The sequence below is a fragment of the Thermodesulfobacteriota bacterium genome, from assembly GCA_034189135.1.
Taxonomy (GTDB): Bacteria; Desulfobacterota; Desulfobacteria; order Desulfobacterales; family JAUWMJ01; genus JAUWMJ01.
In genome coordinates this window covers 13962-35035 of sequence record JAXHVO010000132.1, presented here as the reverse complement: position 1 = coordinate 35035, position 21074 = coordinate 13962, and the positions used below count along the sequence as shown (strand labels likewise).

The window sequence follows — 21074 nt, the reverse complement described above, 5'->3', positions numbered from 1 at the left end:
ATACTTTAAGACAAAAGTCTAGATATTTCTTATCATTTCAGCATGTTATAACATACTGTTTTCTTACGCAATTTAATCTAGCTCGGCTAAATCCTTAAAAAACCAAATGCGGTTACCCTGAATTTTATCATTATTTGTTGATTTTTTATAAAAATAAGTTTTAAATATCCATTTTTGAGATGCTGGCAAAAGGCCATTTTATTATCTACGGACATGCAGGAAACACTTGGAATTATTTTTCGATACGATGGAAACCAATAAACAAATAAGTTATGAAGCAAAGCTGACGGTTCCTTTTCACGATCTGGATCCCATGCATATTGTCTGGCATGGTAATTATATGAAATACTTTGATATTGCAAGATTCGGACTGTTCAGTAGTGCGGGCATTGATCTGTATGAGTTTTTTAAAAAAACAAATTATCTGTTTCCCCTTACCAAAACAGCAACCAAGCATATTATACCCCTTAAGTACAATGATACTTTTATCTGTAAGGCGACAGTGATCGAAGCTCAAATAAAGATTGTGATCGATTTTGAGATAAGGCGGATTGACAGTGGCGAGGTGTGTACCAAGGGAAGAGGGGAGCAGGTTGCAGTGAAATATCCCGAAATGGAAATTATGTTTGAAATTCCCGGAAAAATTCGCAGGGCGTTGGGGTTTTAGCCTATGACACATGATTTTAAGAAAGCATTTATCTCAGGAGTTGAACGGGTAGCTGCCTGGTCTGATGTTTTGGATGAAATTAATGTTTTCCCTGTGGCTGATGGAGATACAGGGCGAAATTTGATGATCAGCATGACTCCGCTCAGGCAGCTTAATCAGGATCCTGAAGATACTATTAACCGGCTTTTACTTTCCGCCCGGGGAAATTCAGGAAATATTGCCGCTCAGTTTTTTTCAGGATTTCTCAAAGCCGATTCATTTGCAGGGCTTCCCGATGCCGTCGAATTGGGAAGAGGCAGGGCGTGGCAGGCCGTTCATAAGCCTGTGGCCGGAACCATGCTTACGGTTTTTGATGAACTGGCTGAATTTTTAAAAAAGGATACCATTGAAGATAAATATGAATATGTGTCACAGGTAATTGTTCATCTGGAAAAGGCCACCTTGTCCACCCACAATCTGCTTCCAAAATTGAAGCGGGCAGGCGTTGTCGATTCCGGTGCTCTCGGGATGTATATATTTCTGGAAAGCTTTTTTAACCGTCTTGTCGGCCGACAGGAAAAATTAGTGCCGATTACTAAAAAATTCAAAGGTTTTCTCCAGATTTCATCCTCATTTGAGGAAGAAAGCGAAGCAGGCTATTGTGTGGATACAACCGTCCGGTTTGATAATAATAAACCGGGGAATATCAGCAGCCTTTCGGAATGGGGCCAAAGCGTGGTCGTCATTGAACATGAAGATTGTATAAAGGTTCATCTGCATACGGACAACCGGGAGGAAGCCAGAAAGAAAATCGAATCAATAGGCAAGGTGGTGAGCTGGACGGATGATAATATGGACCACCAGATTAAAAGATTCAAGCGACAAAGCAAGCCCCACCCCATCCATATTATGACGGATGCTGCCGGTTCTGTGACCCGGCAGGACTCCAACCAGCTTAAATTTACCCTTCTAGACAGCTATATCATTGCCGGTGATAAATCGCTGCCGGAAACATATTTTCCTTCAGCAGAACTTTATAAATCCATGAGAGACGGAGTAAAGGTCTCGACATCCCAGGCGTCAGTATTTGAACGTCATCAGTACTATCAACGAATTTTAGCCCAGTATCAACAGGTATTATATATTTGTGTCGGGTCTGTTTATACCGGAAACTATGATATTGTTATGGAATGGAAGAAAAAAAATGATCCTGATCACAGAATGACGGTGATTGATACCGGCGTTGCTTCCGGTCGTCTGGGCATGATTGCCATTGCCACGGCAAGGTATGCCAACAAGTCTGATGATTCGGATTCCGTTATCCGGTATGCCAAAAGAGCAGTTGATCTTTGCGATGAGTATATCTTTTTGGACAGACTTAAATACCTGGCTGCGGGGGGAAGGCTGTCCAAAACGAATGCGGTTTTTGGCGATATGTTTAAGGTCAAGCCAATCGTCCGGCCGACATCCGAAGGCGTAAAAAAGGTCGCAGCCGTGCGCAATAGAAAAGGGCAGTTGAAATTTGCCCTTGATAAGATAATAAAAACCATCAATCCGGACTCATCGCCTCTTATTATGCTGCAATATACGGACAATCAATCCTGGGTAGATCATACTGTTAAAGAAGAAATAATAAAACTCCTGCCTTCATGTGAGATCATACTGCAACCTCTTTCTTTAACCACGAGCGTTCATACCGGTCCTGGAACATGGGCGCTGGCTTTTTTACCTGAACCTTGATGTCTCTATTACCGGAAATTCATAAAAAGGGAAGATTTTGCTTGGTCATTCCCGTTTATAATCACGCACAGGAAGTGTGCCATGTGATTAGAAAAGCCTTGGAATTAAAGATCCCGGTTTTTGTTGTAGATGACGGATCCACGGATTCAACATTTGAAAAAATAAATAAAATTAAAGAAATAAACCTGTTTCGGCATAAGGTAAATACGGGTAAGGGGTCGGCCCTCATGACAGGATGGGTCGAAGCGGCTAAAATTGCCGATTGGGCCATAACGATAGACGCGGATGGACAACATAACCCGGAAGACGCGATACATTTAATAAGGACGATCCCCCATGGCGTAAGACCGATCGTGGTTGGAATAAGGAAAGGAATGTCAGGGGAAAATGTCCGATGGACAAGCCGGTTCGGGCGTAAGTTTTCAAATTTCTGGGTGCGGCTTGCTGGCGGTCCCAAAATGAATGATTCTCAGAGCGGATTTCGCCTATATCCCCTGCCTGAATCGATAAATTTAAATGTCAGATCCAAAAGATTCCAGTTTGAAGTTGAAATTCTGGCAAAGGCCGGATGGAAAAAAATTCCCATACTGGAAACACCCGTTGGAGTAACGTATCAACCTGGAGAACAACGGGTTTCCCACTATCGTGGATTTGTCGATTTTTTGCGAAATGCTCAAACATTTTCGAGGCTTATCATACAAAGAATATTTATTCCGTCGTTTATCAGAAAACGGTTATAATCTTATATGAAAAAAACCCCCTCTTTTTATTTCCCTACCATCATTCTGGTTGCTGCGGCAGTCTCAGCTCTCTTTTGTATCGGCTTTTACCGGCTGAAAATCGACACCGATATCATTAAAACCCTTCCGGAAAGTGACCCTGTAATATCAGATGCGGGATATATCTTAATGAACCACCCTGCAAGAGACCAACTGGTGATTGATCTATTTTGTGAAAGTCAGGATTCTGATGTGCTTGTTGAAGCCGGTCAGTTTATTGAAAAAAAACTGATGGCGAGCGGGCTTTTTAAAAGCACAGGGATGAAAGAGATTCAAAATATGGTGCCTGAGCTGATTTTTTATATCTTAAAGAATCTACCGGTACTCTTTACTGAAGGAGATTTAAATAACAAGGTAAAACCACTTCTTGAACCAGGGCAGGTTGCCAGCAAACTTGAGGAAAATTATTCCCGCCTGCTTCATCTCGATGGCATCGGTCAGTCTGAACTCATGGCGGCAGATCCTGTCGGGTTAAGAAATATTATTCTGGCTGAATTATTACATCTTTTTCCATCGCAGAAGGCAAAGGTCTACCGGGGACAACTTTTGTCATCCGATGGCAGACATCTTCTATTAACTGCCAGGCCGATCACTTCAGGAACCGATACCGACTTTGCCAGGGAAGCGACCAAGCTGATAAAAAAAATATCTCTCATGCTGGATGAAAAATATTCTGGGCAGGAAAATCAATTTACCCTGACCCCTGTAGGGGCATACAGGGCGGCACTTGATAATGAAATGTTAGCCAAAAGGGATATCAAAAAGGCGATTATATTTTCCATGATCGGAATAGCTGTTTTGCTTATTATCGCTTTTCCGAGACCTTATGTGGGTTTGCTCTCATTTTTACCGGCAGTGGCGGGAACCATGGTGGCATTCTTTTTGTTTTCTCTTTTTAATAAATCCATTTCTGCTTTGACCATCGGCTTTGGAGGGGCAATTATTTCAATTACAGTGGATCACGGGATTGCTTATCTTCTGTTTCTTGATCGCCACCATCAAACCAGCGGGAGAGATGCCTCCAAAGAGGTCTGGGCGGTTGGCTTACTGTCAACGCTAACAACTGTGGGTGCCTTTTTAGTCCTTTGCATCAGTGGTTTTCCAATTTTGGCCCAAGTCGGTCAGTTTGCCGCATTTGGTATCGCCTGTTCTTTTTTATTTGTGCATACCATTTTCCCCTTGATATTTCCCTCAATGCCAGCTGCAAAAAAGAACAGAACCCTGCCACTTATGCATGTGGTCAAAAAAGTTGCCTTAAGCGGTGGAAAATACAAAGCCTGGGGCGCACTTGTCTTTGCCATGGTTATGGTTTGGTTTGCAAAACCAGTTTTCCAGGCGGACCTCAGGTCAATGAATACCATAAGCAAAGAAACAAAGGCTGCTGAACACTTGGTGACAAGGGTATGGGGTGATGTTTTTTCAAAAATATTTTTACTTACTGAAGAAGCAAATGTGAGCCGGCTTCAGCAAAAGGGGGATACCCTGCTAAAAATGCTGGAACATGATAAGATTTCAGGGGTTTTGGACGCTGCATTTGTGCCGTCCATGATTTTCCCCGGGGAGGAACGGGCGAGAGAAAATTTTTCCGCCTGGACGAGATTTTGGGACTCAAAAAGGGTAAAAGAGTTAAAAGGCGCAGTAGAGAAAGTCTCTGCTGATTTAGGCTTTGCACCAAATGCCTTTGACCCTTTCTATGAGACAATTTATCAGCCAGACCCCCATTACGGGGGCATCCCCAAAAAATTTTATTCGATTCTGGGGATATTGGAAAATAAAAACCCCGATGGACCCAAATGGATCCAGCTATTAACATTGACTCCCGGCAGTGCTTATCAAGCGGAAGCTTTTTATACAAAATATGCATCAGGACCAACGGTAAAGCTGTTTGACCCCAAATTTTTTTCCAAAAGGCTTGGGGAGCTTTTGTCTTTCACCTTTATAAAAATGGTGCTCATCATCGGTTTAAGTGTGGCCCTACTTTGTCTTTTTTTCTTTTTTGACGTTATATTAGCCCTTGTTGCATTGGCGCCGGTTGTATTTGCTTTTGTATGTACTCTCGGAACGCTTAAGCTTTTGGGTCACCCACTTGATATACCCGGACTTATGCTCTCAATCGTAGTCATGGGCATGGGTATTGATTATTCGCTTTTCTTTGTCCGGTCATATCAGCGCTATTTAGACGAACATCATCCATCCCTGGGAATTATCCGGATGGCGGTTTTTCTGGCATCAGCCTCCACTTTAATAGGATTCGGCGTGCTAAATACCGCTGACCATTCAATGCTTAAAGGTGCCGGCCTGACTTCATTCACCGGCATCGCTTACTGTCTGATAGGCACTTTTGCCATATTGCCGCCGGTTCTAAAGTACCTGTTTGCGCAAAAACAACTTCCCGCTGAGACAGTTAAGCCGGGTTCTAAAAAACACTTATACAGAATCTTAAAACAATACCGGCATCGGGAAGCACTGGTACGCCTGTTTGTTCGTTATAAACTGGCATTTGATCCGATGTTTACCGAACTGTTTAATTTTATTGAGTCCCCCCAAAAAATTATAGAACTAAATAGTGGATACGGACTTGGTGCGGTCTGTCTGCTTGAAATATATCCAAAAGCCAAAGTTTACGGAATTGAGCCTGACAGCCAGAAAGCAAGGATCGCATCAATCGTCACCGGACAAAGAGGATTTATTAAGTGCGCAAAGACGCCGGAACTTCCGCAACCCACAGATCCGGTCGATTGCGCGGTGATGATCGATACCATACAACATTTAACGGATGATGAATTGAAACTGACGTTAAAAAGACTCAACCTGCAGCTTTGTCCGGGAGGCAGCTTGCTCATTAGGGCAGCGTTTCCTAATCAAAAAGCGGTTTTTCCCATATTATGGTGTGAAAACATATGGCGCAAGATTATGGGAATAAAACCCTTGTATCGATCAGAAGACGAAATTAAGCAGGTGCTAGTACGGTCTGGTTTTGAAATCCAGGCTGTGGCGCCTTCGGCTGCCGGAGGCAAAGGACAGTGGTTTTTTGCCAGATTGAGAAATATTCAACACCATGCTGACAAAACAGCTATAACATGAGAAAATTATTTTACAAACTTCTGATAACGCTTACCAAAAAGTTGGGCCCATGGGTTTTTACCTTATTTGCCTGGCCGATTGCCACCGGCTTTTTTTTGTTTGCGCCATTAAAAGTAGCGGTGAGTGTACGATTTTATCAAGCGCTTTTTCCAGACAAAAATAAATTGTACCATATCTGGTGCACCTGGAAGCAGTATCACAATTTCACTCATGTTTTTATGGATCGGTTTTTGATTGCGGGTTCTGAGGGTGTCACCCATACATCCGAAGGTTGGGAGCGTCTTAAAGAAACGGTTGAAAAAAAGAAGGGCGCTATCATACTTATGTCCCATATGGGGAACTGGGAAACAGCCGCACATTTGTTAAGCCGGAAAGAATATGGTATGCGCCTTTTGCTTTACATGGGGATCAAGGCCAAGGAACAGATTGAGAAAATGCAAAAGGAAAGTCTTTCTAAAGGAGGCGTCCGGATTGTTGCCGTAGATCAGGATGGGGGAAGTCCTTTTGATATTCTTGAAGGCATAAAATTTTTAAGGGAAGGGGGGCTGGTTTCGCTGACAGGAGATCGTATCTGGAGTGGCAATGAAAGAACCGTGGCGGTTAAATTTTTAGATCATCAGGTCCATCTTCCGGAAGCACCGCATCTTTTTGCCTTGCTTTCCGGATCACCTTTATTTATATTTTTTTCATTTCGTAGTGGCCCAAAAAAATACCATTTTAGAATATCCGAGCCGATATACGTTCGCGCCGCCTCCCGTGCCGACAGACAGAAAGCCATACAAAGATCCGCCCAGAAATACGCAGACCTCATTGAGCGGAACCTTCGTGCACACCCCCTTCAATGGTATCATTTTGAACCTTTTCTTGGCAGAAAATTAGGCACTTAGACGCCTATGTCACCAAAGCTTGGGGACATGACCAAATGATAAATTCCTGTCAACTGAGTGTCCGGGTGTCAAAATAATTGTTTATTTATTTTGAATTTGTTATATATAGCGGTTATAAGAGTTGCTAAGTAAAATTGAAAATCTCATAAAAAGTTGAAAAACATAAAAGTTGATCATATGACACTGACGCGTAAAAAAATACTAAGTGAAATCCTGCGGATATTTTCCGAAGAATTCGAAATAGAAAATCCCGGTCTGGATGACAACTTAAGAGAAGTGCATGAATTTGACAGCATTGATGCCATTGAACTTTTGGGAGAGATTGAATCATTATTGAATTCGGAACTTACCCATGATGAAAAAAGACAAGCCATGGAGATTAGAACCATAAATCAGATATGTGATTATGTTGAGTCTATGGCGCAGGCTCACTCATAGGGCCGATTGACGGTTTGCTAAGAAGCCTCCCTCTTCAGTTCAGCGGGACGCTGTGCTGCATTTCGTAATCATTCAAGGTACGATTGGTAGCCTCATGATTATTCCGCTTTCGCGGGACATGTGTTGAATTTGGACTTTTTACGAAACCGTGTAAATCAGAGTTGTTGCGACGCCATCAAGCTTAAACCGGATGAAAATATTATGGAAAGACGAGTTGTCATCACGGCGGCTTCCGCCATTACACCCATTGGTCATACCAAAGAAGAAATTCTTAACAACCTGATCCATGGCGTTTCAGGAGTGAAAGAACTGCGGGAAGATGGCCTTTTATCCGGTTTTATCCACTCTAAAGTTTTCGGAACAGTCGATTACCCCGTTGAGTATGATTTTAAAAGAAAATATCGGAAGACGATGGGGCCGGTCGCATATTATGCCTGCCAGGTGGCCAAGGAAGTGATTGAACAGGCCGGGTTTGACAGGCAATTGCTTTCTTCAGGCCGGCTTGGAGTCGCTTTTGGTTCAATTCACGGAAGCCCCACCGTTCAGAGAGACATATATAAAAACTTTTTCAGCGGTGAACGTTCAAAATTTTCAGCTATAGGTGCGGTCGATTACCTTAAGTCAATGGTTCATACCACGGCGGTTAATATCACCAAGATGTTTGAAATAACCGGCCGGGTGATTTCTTCCTCAACCGCATGCACCACCAGCAGTCAGTCAATCGGTTATGGATATGAAATGATTAAATTCGGTATGCAGGATGCCATGATTTGCGGCGGAGCCGATGAATATGATACCACCACTGTCGCTGTTTTTGATAACCTTCTGGCCTGTTCAACAGATTTTAATGATACTCCGGCCAATACGCCCCGCCCGTTTGATGCGAGGAGGGACGGTCTCGTGGTGGGAGAAGGAGCCGGGGCGTTAATGCTGGAAGAGTATGAGCATGCTAAAAGCAGGGGAGCCAACATATTGGGTGAGATCATCGGATTTTCATCCAACAATAATGGTGGGGACCTTATACTGCCGAACATTCTTGGAATAACTGAGACAATCAGGCTATGCCTTGAAAATGCAAAAATCAACCCGGACGAGGTTGACTTTATCAGCGCCCATGCCACCGCAACAAAAATGGGAGACGTAATTGAAGCCCAGGCGATTCATAAAATATATAAAGACATACCGTTTGTGACCGGGCTGAAAAGCTATATGGGGCATACCATGGCGCCGTGCGGTGTGATAGAAACGGTGTTAACCTTATACATGATGGAAAATGGTATTATCGCACCCACCTTAAATCTGGATGAAGTGGATGAAAGATGTTCCATGATCAGGCATGTGACGCGGGTGATTGAAGAAGATGTACGAATTGCCGCAATACAAAATTTTGCCTTTGGCGGTGTAAATACCGGTTTGATTGTTAAGAAATTTGAATAATCACAACATGCGGCCTTCTTTCATATTCCTCAAACCTGCCTTTGATTTTACAGTTACTTTGCTCCACTGGATATATTTAATATTTGGATTTGCTGTATTTTTTTCGCCTTTTTACCTGGGAGCATTAATATTTTCAACCCATCGCGAGAGTGCTTTTCAAAAGTTAAACCATCTTTTTTTTAGAAGTTTTTTTTTACTGTCCAGGCTGCTGATCCCAACACTGACGTTTAATATTTCAGACGAAGTCCGCTCTATCCGGTCTGGCGTGATAGTATGTAACCACCTGTCTTATTTTGATCCGCTTCTTTTTGTTTCTCTTTTCGAAAAGCAAAAAACCATTGTAAAAAGTACTTTTTTTAGAGTTCCGGTATTTGGGTCAATATTAAAAGCATCGGGATATATACCTTCAACATCCGCAGGGGCGTTTTCTTCCCTAATGATTGAGCGGGTGGAGAAAATGGGTGAGTTTTTGTCTTCAGGGGGGAATATTTTTATTTTTCCTGAAGGGACAAGAAGCATAGACGGTTCTATCGGTACGTTAAATGAAGGGGCTTTTAAAATAGCCAGGCGCTTTAAAGCACCTTTAAAAGTATGTTTGATAAAAAATACAAATGAGCTATACAGACCGAAGACCAGCCTGCTTAATACAGATATCAGGGAACCCATCGAAATCAAACTGATCGGCAGCATTGAACCGGACGTTAACGGTCACAGGATTTCTGTTGCAGAACTAATGCGCCAGGCACGCATATTATTTGAAAAGGGGCGACCACCCGGATGAGTAGGTTGAAGATTGAAGGCTTTTGTGGACCAGAGGGTGCGTCGTCACCCAAAACTTGGGGTATTGGTGCTGACTGTAAAGGTAGTAGTGTTAGATTAATGCAAGCATTAAGGATAAAATGAAACCAAATTCGTCTTCGGTAAATAAAGTTTTGATCATCGGGTCGGGTATCGGCGGACTGACTACCGCTATTATCTTGGTCAAACTTGGTTATGATGTCACAGTGATAGAAAAAAACAGTCATCCCGGTGGACTCACACGAAGCTATACACGTAACGGGATTGAATGCGCCACCGGGGTTCATTACTTGGGATCTCTCGCCAAAGGACAGGTTCTGAGAAAATTTTTTGATTATTTTGAGGTGACCTCGAAAATTCCAGTGGAAAGAATGGGGCTAAACGGTATCATTGACAGATATCTTTTTGATACCGGTTTTATCAAATCAGGAATTTTCGATTTTCCCGAAGGGTGTGATGCATACGAACATAATTTAAAATGCATGTTTCCTGAGGAACAAAAACAGATTTCAGTCATAATGAAACCGATACGACAGGCCAGCGAAAAATTGCATTCACTCGATCTCCTGTATTCAACCGAGAATGATTTATTATCTCTCGACCAGTACAAACCGTTGGGAGACATTTTAGCCCAATTAAATTGTTCACCGGGATTAAAAAGTGTTCTGGGTGTTCCGTCATGCTGGATAGGCGTTCAACCGGAAGAATGCCCGGCCTTTTATCATAACATGGCGCTGGTGTCCTATTTATCCTCGTCCTGGAGATTGAAATGCAGCGGTTCGCATATGGCGAATGTTTTTGCCCAGCGTTTGGAATCTCTGGGAGGCAGCATTATTCAAAGCAACAGAGTAAAAGAAATTCTGGTTAAATCGCGTGTGGTAAAAGGGGTTGGCCTGAAATCCGGCCGGGTATTGGAGGCGCCCCTTGTTATCGGGGCAGTTCATCCGCAAGTTGTTCTCGATCTATTGCCGGATGGAGCGGTAAAACCTTCATACCGAAAAAGGATTTCAAAATTAAGAAATACATTCGGAATTTTTTGTGTTCATGCCGAGCTGGATGCCGCTTATCATGAAGAAATACCGTATAATATCTTTAAAGTAGATACGGATAGATACGGGAATATTCCTGATATAAAATTTTATCAGATTCGAAACAGCGAAAAAAAGCAAAAAAATCTTTTATCTATCCTGACATCAGGTCTGACATCAGGTAAATCTGAACTGTGGAACAAATGGGAAGACAGCATCACAGGGCACCGCGGCACGGATTATCTCAAGGAAAAAAATAAACACGCCATTCGGCTGGTAAATGAGGCACAGGAAATATTAGGGTCTTTTAACGGTCTGAAGATAATTGATGTTTATACACCCCTGACTCTGCGGGACTGGGTAAACAGTCCCGAAGGAAGCGCATATGGCGTTCTTCGTTCTTCCCGGCAACTGCTTGCGACCGCCCTGCTGAATCGTACCTCAGTAAAGGGCTTATTTATTGCAGGTCAGAATGTGGTGGCACCGGGAATCATCGGGACCATAATGGGGTCTTTCAGAACAGTTAAGACGATTATCGGTACTGAACAATTTAATAAAAAAGTAGTGGTGGGTTAAAAAATGTCTGCAAAAAAAAGGGAAGTATTCTTTTCGGTGGCCCGGAATCTAATTCTTCTCACAACCGGTGCGGTTGTTTTGGCCATCGGCATCAAAGCCATCGCCATTCCCCATGGCTTTATTACCGGAGGGTTTTCAGGGCTGAGTCTGCTGATTTACTATGTTTTTGGAGGTTTATCACCCGGGATCTGGTATTTTGTACTGAACATACCGTTGTTTATCGCCGGCTGGATTTTTCTCAGCAGGCGATTCTTTTTTTACAGCCTGTTTGGTGCGGTGGTGTTGGCCGTGGCCATCGATCTGATACCGTTTGCAATCCCCATCCACGACAAATTGCTCGCAGCCCTTGCTGCCGGTACTCTCATTGGTGCCGGTGCCGGGACTTACCTTCATTCTTTTGGGTCAGCAGGGGGAACAGATATTATTGCAATTATTCTCAACCAGAAATTCAATATCCGAATCGGTAGGTTCTACTTCTATTTTAATCTGGCTCTGTTTAGTCTCAGTTTCGGTTTTCTGGATATTGATATTATTCTTTTTTCACTAATACTTTCTTTTATTGTCTCCCAGGTAACGGATTACTTCCTCAGTATGTTCAACCAGCGCAAAATGGTGATCATTATTTCCGACCGGCCCGATTCAATTGCCGAAGCAATCTTTGAAAAACTGAGCCGGGGGAGCACCTATTTATTCGGACGCGGTGCCTATACCGGCCGGCGAAAAAAGGTGATTATGACGGTGGTAAACAATTATCAGCTCAAACGTCTGGAAGAAGCGGTCTTTAACATCGATTCGGGCGCCTTCTTTATCACTGAAAACACCTTTAACGTCATCGGCAAAGGCTTTTCCCGTCGCAGGCAATATTGATGGCTGGGAAAAAGATAGAATATGCTGCTTGGCATCGCTGCAACAGAAAATAACTCATTTATCATATGAAGAGGCCATTATTGGAATATTGAACAAGGACTCTCTAATGAAGAAAAAGCTATCTTGAAAGTTCACGTTTGATGGCAAGACCTATCTTTTCCAGGGTATATGGTTTTTTTATATATTGACCCGCCCCTAACCGCTGGGCTTCCCTGACGCGTTCATTTTCAGCAAATCCGCTGGCAATAATGGCCTTTTGCCCGGAGGATATTTTTATTATTTCTTTATAGGTATCCAGTCCGTCAATGCCGGGGTCCATAATCATGTCCAGCACCAGCATGTCAACGATGTTTTGCTTAATATATTCGATGGCCTCCATACCGCTTGAAACGCATGTCACCGAATAACCCAATTTTGTCAGAATGTGGGTGGCAATTTCCCGCTGCTCTTTTACATCATCCACCACCAGGATTAATTCTCCGTTGCCCTTATAGTCTTCAATGGGCACCAGGGCGTCCTCTTTTTTAATCCCTTCCCTTGTAATGGGAAAATAGAGTTCAATGGTGGTTCCTTTTCCTTCAGAGCTCTCAACATGGATATACCCATGATGATCCTGTACCGTACCCCATACAACGGCCATACCCAGACCGGTGCCACTTCTACCCATAATTTTTTTGGTATAAAAGGGCTCGAATATTTTGTTGAGATCATCCGGGGCGATTCCGCCGCCGTTATCTTCGATTTTCAGCACAATATAATCCCCTTCCTGGACATGGTCGTATCCCCTTATCGGTCTGTCAACATACTGATTCCTTGTATAAATGGCCACTTTCCCCCCACTCGGCTGGGCTTCGGCCGCATTGGACACCAGGTTCATCAGCGTTTTTCTAAGATGAACCGGTGATCCTTTAATATTCATTAGATCCGGTTCGAGATGGGTGTCTATGTGAATATGCGGGTAGTAGGTTTTAAGCTTTTCATGTTCAGGGGATCTTAAGTACTCATGTATAATATCATCATTAAAATTTAGCACCTCAGTATTGGTGACCCCCCTCCTGGCCAATGTTAACAAATCCTGAACAATAGCAGCAGCTTTCTGTCCGGAATCTTTAATGGTGGCAATCGATTGCTTCAACGGGCTTTGTTCATCGAGGTCCATTAAAATCAGGTCTGGGTAGCTGACGATGCCTGACAGCACATTGTTTAAGTCATGGGCCACACCTCCGGCAAGAAGCCCCAGTGCCTCCATTTTCTGAGAACGGGCGAGCCTTTCTTCCAGATCTCTGTTTTCCTTATCCGTACGTTGTCGTTCTTGAATTTCCAGTTTGAGTTTTTCATAGCTTGTTCTTAACGCATTCGTGCGCTCGACCACCATATCTTCCAGTCTGTTATTCAGATCTTCAAGTTTCTCATTGGTTTTTTTTATCTTATAGGCATAAGAATCCTTTTCCTCGATGGCGCTGATCAGTTCTGCATGTTGTTCTTTAAGTTTGGTGGACATTTCATTGAAGTCATCGGCAATCTCTCCGATCTCATCCATAGAAGAGATATTGACCTGCTCTCCAAATTGGCCAAGCTTTACCTTCCTGATGCCATCCCGCAGCTTGCTCGCCGGCTGAATCAAAGAGCGTGAGAGCAGAAGGTTGAGCAGGAAGGCGGTGATGAGCAAAATAGAAAACATAAGCAGTGAAAAAAAGAGGATGTAGGAAAATGATTCCTTTTCCATTTCTGACAGGTCGAAGTGTATCTTAAAATACCCCACTCGCTCTCCAATAATCTCAATCATTGAGGAATATTCGACAAAGGAAAGGTCTGTTTTGTTTATTATATTTACTAAGGGGGCTTGCTTGAGGGCCTTTTTTTCTGAAGGGGAAAGGGGGGCAGTGAGTTTATCGTTGGTAGAAAGTACAAGTCGGCCGTCAATTCCGTAGATACTTACCTCGCTAATATCCTTCAGGCTTTGAACGTCTTTAAGGGAACGGGCAAGGGCATCCTTTTGATCAGCGAAAATTTCGTTGGCAAGCTCCTCTTTTTTCTGTTCAAAAATGGTGTTTAACAGGAGTTGAATTCTTTCCAAACGGGATTGGCGACGATTGACCTCAAAGGGGTAAAAAATGGCGCTGAAAAATAATGCGATAACAATACAGGTAAGAAGTATGGCTGTATTTATTTTAAATCGGAAACTATGAAATTTCATAAGAATTTATCCATAGATGGTCGGGCAAAGCAAGACGATTTGAAACCGGCTTTATTTACAATTATTTTTTACAGGGGTATAGCTTTTAAAAAAATATTTTCGGCCGTCTGTTATCTTCATGATCACGGCATTCTTTATCGGGTCCCGGTTACCGTTGAAGGTGATTGTGCCGGTGACGCCTTTAAACCCTTTGGTTTTTGCCAGGGCAGCGCGAGTTTTTCTTCGATCAGTCGAGCCTACCCGCTGAATTGCCTCTGCTAAAAGTAAAACCGCATCATAGGCAAGAACCTCCGAGGCATGGATGGGCGCATCTTTTTTATATTTTTTAATATACCGCCGGGAAAAGTGATTTCCCACCTCTTCCGCCCAATGGGTGCAGTAATATCCTCTTTTGAGTGCTGCACCACCTTTATTAAAAAAAGCAGTACTTCCCCATCCATCTCCGCCTAATGGGATAGCCTTGATACCGGCATCTATGGCATCTTTTATGATAAGGGCGCTTTCAAAATAACCGGGGATAAAAAGGGCATCGGGGTTTATTTTCTTTGCCTGCAGAACCATAGGACGGAAACTTTTCTGGTTTTGCTTATAGTTGATCCGGGCTAGGATTTTTCCGCCCCTTTTCTGAAAATTACGCTGGAACTCATTGGACAGCTCCATGCTGTAGTCGCTCGTTAGGTCAACGAATATCACCACCGTTGATACCTTTAACTCTTTTGTACAAAACGCCGCCATCACCTCTCCCTGGAATAGATCACTATAACAGACCCGAAAAATATACTCTCCAATGGGGGTTATCTTTGTGTGGGTTGAGGCACTGGTAATCATGGGAATATGATTGGCCTGGGCAACCTTTGCAATAGCCAGGGTGTGTGAGCTATAGACTGCCCCAATAATCGCTGAAACATTGGCCTGTACAGCCATGTCTGCCGCCACTTTTGAACCGATCGGTGTGCTTTTGTTATCAAGCTCAATCAACTCTATTTTTTTCCCTAACACCCCGCCGCTGCGGTTTACTTCCTGAACACCATGTCGCACGCCTCTTATTGAATGCGTGTTTGTCTGAGCTGCCACGCCACTAAATGCATAGATCGATGCCAGCTTGATTTTTTCTTCCGCCTGTACCTGAGCCATAGGCAATATAGAAAAAATAAGGGTGAGTATATATGTTAACTTTAAAAATGTTTGTGTTTTCATTTATAAAAAAGAGTCGAAAAAGGAGTAATTGGTCTCAAAATTTTGCCCAACGAACTGTTTTTAAATAAAGCTTACGGTTTCACCGGTTTCACAAAAACAAACTTTCCCTTTTCACATTTGATAATGCTGGCCTCCTTATTCTTTGGATCTCCGTTTTGGTCAAAGGTGATGGTACCGGTGGATCCTTGAAAGTTTTTTGTTTCGGCCAGTGCATTTCGAATTTTTTCTCTTTCCAAACAGTCGGCACGACCGATTGCATCGGCTAAAAGCATAACCGCATCATAAGTCAATGGGGCAGTTACCATGACATCTTTAATGCCATACTTGTCCTGATAGAGCTTTAAAAAATGTCGGCTGTTGGCAAATCGAGCCTCAGGATGCCAATGGTTTGAAAAATAGCTCTCATTTATGGTGTGCCCTGCATACTTATATATGGGGCCATCCCATCCATCACAACCCAAAAAGGTCGTCTTGATACCCATTTTGACTGCCTGTCTGATCAGCAATCCGGAATCTCTGGCGTAGCCCGGAATAAAGAAAACATCCGGGTGGAATCTTTTTGCCTTTCTTAAAATGTCTTTAAAATCAACGGCCTTTCCTTTATAGGTTGCATGGTAAAGAACCTTTCCGCCCATATGTTTAAAAAAAGTTTCGAAGTATTTCATCAATGTCAGGCTATATTCTTCATTAAGGTTTCCCATTACAACGCAGGCACGGGCTTCCAGGTCCGCATAGGCGAATTTTGCCATGACCTTTCCCTGGAAGGAATCAATAAAACAGGCGCGAAAGATATAATCGGCTTTCCGGGTGACTTCCGGTTTAGTGGAAGCCGGCGTGATCATCGGTATTTTTGCTTTTTGCAAAACATCGGCCATGGCCAGTGAGTGGGAGCTCCATATCGCACCGATTACTGCCGTGACATTGCGTTTTACAGCTTCCTGTGCGGCTACTTTTGATCGAAGCGGTGAACTCTGGTTGTCTATTAAAATCATTTCCACCGGGTGGCCGATAACGCCTCCCCGGTCGTTGATTTCATCAATGGCCAACCGTGCACCTCTGATTGCTGGCTGGTTTTGGTCAATGGCTATGCCGGTTTGGGACATAATAACCGCCAGCTTAATCGGTTGGGATGCTTTCGAAGCACAGGGAGCGATTAAAAAAAACAAAAGGCATCCAAGTGACAGCTTATTCAGGAACATTCCTTTGAAATATCTACCCATTGAATATCCCTCCTTAAAATCAGCTTAATGCGAAAAGATTTATAATGAATGTTGAACCTATTCTTCAGACGCCTGAAATATTCAAACAAAAGAAGTAACTCTAATCGACTTTCGCTACGGTTTTTCTTATTATTACACAGTTTCTGTCATCATATGTACCACCTGCTGGGGAAAAGGAATCTCAATTCCGTTTTCATCAAAGGATTCTTTAATCCTGCGTGTCAGATCAAATTTAACACCCCAGTACTCTTCTTTTTTTACCCAGGGACGTACGACAAAATTAACACTCGAATCGGCCAGCTCTGAAACCGCAACAGTGACAGGGGGGTCGGAAAGTACACGGGTATCTTCATTCATCAGATCCATCAGCAAATCATAGGCTTTTTGAATGTCCGAGGTATACCCAATACCGATTACCATGTCTACCCTTCTGGTGTCAAAGGCGGAAACGTTTTTGATGGTGTCCCCGAAGAGTTTGCCGTTGGGTACCATAATTTTAATATTATCCGGAGTAGCCAAAACAGTGGTAAAGAGCTGAATATCTTTAACCGTGCCGGCCACTCCTGCACCATCAATGTAATCTCCCACTTTAAAAGGGCGCAGTACTAAAATAAGGACGCCTGCAGCAAAATTAGCCAGCGATCCCTGCAGGGCAAATCCAATGGCAAAACCTGCCGCACCAAGAATCGCCACAAAGGATGCAGTCTGGATGCCGAATTTTGCTAACGCGGCAAGCACTGCAAAGGTTAAAATAAGGAAATAGATCATGCTCCCAACGAACGAGACCACTGCAGAATCTGTTTTGGATTTCTCCAGCACCTTTGTTACCGCCTTTTGTCCAATTCCGGCAGCAATACGTCCGGCAATCAGAATGATAATTGCACCGATCACCTTTATTCCATAGGTGGTTATAAAAGATATGAGTTGATTTACAATGTTGTCCATTTGCTCCTCCTTTTAACTTTATGTCGTTTAACTGTTAAAGTTTCTTTATACTAAACCATACAAATTGTATGTCAATGAAGTTTAATGGGGAACTTGAATTATAATTGGCATCCCGGAATATGGGCAATCAAATATAAGAAAGGCTAACAAGCCACTTTTAGGAAGCGAACCTTACCAAATGGATAAAGGTCAAGAAGCTGTGGGAAGCGGTTGAGGAAAAAAACAAAGACTGCATAAGGCTTTTGGGTGAGTAACGGTATGAGACCTTTGAAAGTTACTATTTTCAAAGGTCTCACCATCAGAATATAGAAAATTTTATTTAATCTATTATGTAGCCTTTGAATAAAGACTTTCGCTGTGAAAGAAACGACTTTGATCAAAGGAAAGGCTTTTACTGATTAATGTCAGCCATGCTATTTTCATGGAAGCCAGGCATGGCAATAGTCATTGCATTATTTTCTTGCTGCACGGCCCTTTCTTCCGGGCTCATCCAGGCCAAACAATCCACACCATTGACTTTAAGGTTCAACGCCTCAATTACTATTTGGGTATATCATCAAGCGAAATGCCCAAAGCGTCGGCCACGCCCTTTCCATAAGCCGGATCGGCTTTCATGCAGTTACCAATATGGCGGATCTTAATCTCATCGGGAGCATCGTCCATGGCACGGCCGGTGTTGGCAAAGAGAGCTTCTTGCTGTTCAGGGCTCATCAGGCGGAAAAGTAAGCCGGGCTGGGAGTAGTAATCGTCGTCCTCACGATGGTTCCAATGATCGGCAGCCCCATCCAGACTGAGAGGTGGTTCTGAAAACTCTGGCTGCTGTTCCCATTCACCGTAGCTATTAGGCTCATAGCCGAGAGAGCTGCCATGGTTGCCATCAACTCGCATGGCGCCATCACGGTGGTAACTGTGGAATGGGCAGCGCGATGCATTGACCGGAATCAGGTGGTGGTTCACCCCGAGCCGATAACGCTGGGCATCACCGTACGAGAACAGGCGGCCCTGTAACATTTTATCGGGTGAAAAACCAATACCTGGTACGTTGTTGGCCGGGTTGAAGGCGGACTGTTCGACTTCAGCAAAATAGTTTTCAGGGTTGCGATTCAGCTCCATAATACCGACCTCAATTAGCGGGTAGTCCTTTTTGAGCCATACCTTTGTGAGGTCGAACGGATTGTATGGGCAGTTAGCCGCTTCTTTCTCCGGCATGACCTGGATGAAAAGCTTCCACTTCGGAAAGTCTTTCTTTTCAATGCTTTCATAGAGATCGCGCTGGTGGCTTTCCCGGCACTTGCCTATGATGGCCTCGGCCTCAGCATCGGTAAGGTTCTTGATGCCCTGTTGACAGACGAAATGGAATTTGACCCAGTACCTATCTTTTTGCGCGTTGATGAGGCTGAAAGTATGACTACCAAAGCCGTGCATGTGGCGATAGGAGCAGGGAATACCGCGGTCGCTCATGGTTATTGTGACTTGGTGCAGTGCCTCCGGGAGTGATGTCCAAAAGTCCCAGTTATTGAGGGCGCTGCGCAGGTTAGTTCGAGGATCTCGCTTCACTGCGTGGTTGAGGTCTGGGAATTTGAGTGGATCGCGCAGGAAAAAGACGGGCGTGTTATTACCCACCAGGTCCCAGTTGCCCTCTTCGGTGTAGAATTTTACGGCAAATCCACGGATATCACGCTCCGCGTCTGCCGCGCCACGTTCACCTGCCACCGTTGAGAAACGTGTGAAAAGTTCGGTCTTCTTTCCGATTTCAGAGAAAATTTTTGCCTTGGTGTATTGGGTGATGTCGTGAGTGACAGTGAAGGTTCCATAAGCCCCGGATCCTTTGGCATGCATGCGTCTTTCAGGGATGACCTCACGATCAAAGTGGGCGAGTTTTTCCAGGAACCAGACATCTTGAAGCAACTGCGGGCCGCGATGCCCGGCAGTCATCACATTCTGATTGTCAGGTACGGGAGCACCTGCATTGGTGGTCAATTTCTTGTTTTTGTCTTTCATGATTTTTTCTCCTTTCAAATTTTTGTTTTGTAACGTTAAACATCTTGTATAAGGATAGGCCTGCGTTCACCGTCGGTCTGACTGTTCTGATCGTCACCGACCGGTATTCCAAAGACGGTGGTAAATGTTATATTTTCTCAATTCTTTTTTTCTTTGCGTTTGATAGGATTCATGTTCAATTCCTCCTATTTAAAGTGTGAGTATTGATCTTTATGCCTCAAATCTGATGAAAGTTTTCTGCACCCATTTCAAAACGTTCCCTTTCAAAGCCTGTGCTTATTTTCCCGATATCTGGGTCCCCAATGAGTGGGATGTACGTTTTTCTCCGACAGACGCAAATTTTATACTTCGGCATACTCAATGTATTCTTGTGGCTATTTCTGATTACCCTGTGCACTAAAATTTTTTAAAAATATATTTTATCTATTAATAATGATTATTTATTAAAGGCCAAAAAAATTTATCTGTCTAAAACTACTTTCTCTTCCGGCAGCCAGGGCAGATGCCAAAAAAATCAAGGCGGTGGTTTAAAATACGAAAGTCGGTATCTTGCTCCAATTCCTGGGTCATATCGCTTAAGGTGGCAAGGTCCGGATCGATAATTTTCTTGCATTTAACGCAAATCAAATGCGGGTGAGGATATGGTTTATTGCCATCATAGCGGTTACTGCCTTCGGGAAAGCCGATTTCCCATACCTCCCCTATTTCTTTCATAAGCGTTAATGTTTTATAAACAGTGGCTAAACTTGTTGTAGGAAAATCCTTGACTACTTGCTCATAGATTTGTTCCACTCCGGGGTGACCTTTGCTGCTGGCAAGAATCTTAAGCACGGCCAACCGCTGCGGGGTGATCCGATAGTCCTGTTTTCTTAACTTGGCAAGCATCTGATTGAGACGGATTTTGGGATCAGCCATGGATACTCTTTTCAGCTCGGAGCAAAGATTTTTCACAGTTAAGCGCTTTTAGCTAGAATTAGATATTCAGTATTAATAGAGAATCATTTTCCAATGAAAAATAAAATATTCACTATCACTTGTCAAGCAAATTTTTATCAATATTCATTAGAAACAAACAATCGTTTTTCAATCTTAGCTCGGTTCAACCGGGGAATAGCCTATTGGCCCGTTACCAGACTTAACAAATGAGAGCGGTATGTGACACACCCCCTATCTTCTCAGTTAAATCCATACAGGCAGAGACGATCAACGCCGCCGTGGGATTCTGTCCCCTGGG

16 protein-coding genes are annotated in these 21074 nt (G+C 43.4%); 10 read left to right on the top strand and 6 right to left on the bottom strand.

Features of this window, described 5'->3' with window-relative positions:
- Positions 1 to 226 precede the first annotated feature (226 nt).
- The 10 genes from SWH54_19705 (at position 227) to SWH54_19660 (ending at position 12280) form a co-directional block, all read left to right on the top strand.
- The gene (locus SWH54_19705; GenBank protein MDY6793495.1) at positions 227 to 667 is read left to right on the top strand and encodes an acyl-CoA thioesterase; all 441 of its coding nucleotides are present in this window, start codon (positions 227 to 229) and stop codon (positions 665 to 667) included.
- 3 nt (positions 668 to 670) lie between these two features.
- Positions 671 to 2386: a DegV family protein gene (locus SWH54_19700; GenBank protein ID MDY6793494.1), complete on the top strand. Its 1716-nt coding sequence runs from the start codon at positions 671 to 673 to the stop codon at positions 2384 to 2386.
- A complete protein-coding gene (locus SWH54_19695; GenBank protein ID MDY6793493.1) occupies positions 2386 to 3126 on the top strand; it encodes a glycosyltransferase family 2 protein in 741 nt (246 codons plus the stop codon). Before SWH54_19700 ends, SWH54_19695 begins: the two co-directional genes overlap by 1 nt.
- A 6-nt stretch (positions 3127 to 3132) precedes the next feature.
- Complete coding sequence (locus tag SWH54_19690) at positions 3133 to 6249, top strand: MMPL family transporter (GenBank protein ID MDY6793492.1); 3117 nt, start codon at positions 3133 to 3135, stop codon at positions 6247 to 6249.
- Entirely contained in the window at positions 6246 to 7136 is an 891-nt protein-coding gene (locus tag SWH54_19685; protein ID MDY6793491.1) for a lysophospholipid acyltransferase family protein, read from the top strand. The genes SWH54_19690 and SWH54_19685 overlap by 4 nt, the downstream gene beginning before the upstream one ends.
- 177 nt (positions 7137 to 7313) lie before the next feature.
- Positions 7314 to 7574, top strand: a complete 261-nt coding sequence (locus SWH54_19680; protein MDY6793490.1) for a phosphopantetheine-binding protein — start codon at positions 7314 to 7316, stop codon at positions 7572 to 7574.
- Between the two features lie 201 nt (positions 7575 to 7775).
- Positions 7776 to 9011 (top strand): beta-ketoacyl synthase N-terminal-like domain-containing protein, encoded by a 1236-nt coding sequence (locus SWH54_19675; GenBank protein ID MDY6793489.1) that lies wholly within the window; start codon positions 7776 to 7778, stop codon positions 9009 to 9011.
- 7 nt (positions 9012 to 9018) lie between these two features.
- Positions 9019 to 9792: a lysophospholipid acyltransferase family protein gene (locus SWH54_19670; GenBank protein MDY6793488.1), complete on the top strand. Its 774-nt coding sequence runs from the start codon at positions 9019 to 9021 to the stop codon at positions 9790 to 9792.
- 118 nt (positions 9793 to 9910) lie between these two features.
- Positions 9911 to 11413, top strand: coding sequence for an NAD(P)/FAD-dependent oxidoreductase (locus tag SWH54_19665; protein ID MDY6793487.1), 1503 nt, complete (start codon positions 9911 to 9913; stop codon positions 11411 to 11413).
- Between the two features lie 3 nt (positions 11414 to 11416).
- Positions 11417 to 12280 carry a YitT family protein gene (locus tag SWH54_19660; protein ID MDY6793486.1) on the top strand — a complete coding sequence of 288 codons (864 nt, stop codon included), beginning with the start codon at positions 11417 to 11419 and terminating at the stop codon, positions 12278 to 12280.
- Positions 12281 to 12398: 118 nt separating this feature from the next.
- Here SWH54_19660 and SWH54_19655 read toward each other — a convergent pair whose 3' ends face one another.
- The 6 genes from SWH54_19655 to SWH54_19630 all read right to left on the bottom strand — a co-directional run bounded on the left by SWH54_19655 (position 12399) and on the right by SWH54_19630 (position 20755).
- Entirely contained in the window at positions 12399 to 14477 is a 2079-nt protein-coding gene (locus SWH54_19655; protein MDY6793485.1) for an ATP-binding protein, read from the bottom strand.
- 51 nt (positions 14478 to 14528) lie between these two features.
- Entirely contained in the window at positions 14529 to 15674 is a 1146-nt protein-coding gene (locus tag SWH54_19650; protein ID MDY6793484.1) for an ABC transporter substrate-binding protein, read from the bottom strand.
- 71 nt (positions 15675 to 15745) lie between these two features.
- Positions 15746 to 16894, bottom strand: coding sequence for an ABC transporter substrate-binding protein (locus tag SWH54_19645; protein ID MDY6793483.1), 1149 nt, complete (start codon positions 16892 to 16894; stop codon positions 15746 to 15748).
- Positions 16895 to 17026: 132 nt separating this feature from the next.
- Entirely contained in the window at positions 17027 to 17839 is an 813-nt protein-coding gene (locus SWH54_19640) for a mechanosensitive ion channel (GenBank protein ID MDY6793482.1), read from the bottom strand.
- 540 nt (positions 17840 to 18379) lie between these two features.
- The gene (locus tag SWH54_19635) at positions 18380 to 19840 is read right to left on the bottom strand and encodes a catalase (protein ID MDY6793481.1); all 1461 of its coding nucleotides are present in this window, start codon (positions 19838 to 19840) and stop codon (positions 18380 to 18382) included.
- A 474-nt stretch (positions 19841 to 20314) separates the two neighbouring features.
- Positions 20315 to 20755, bottom strand: coding sequence for a transcriptional repressor (locus SWH54_19630; GenBank protein ID MDY6793480.1), 441 nt, complete (start codon positions 20753 to 20755; stop codon positions 20315 to 20317).
- Positions 20756 to 21074 lie beyond the last annotated feature (319 nt).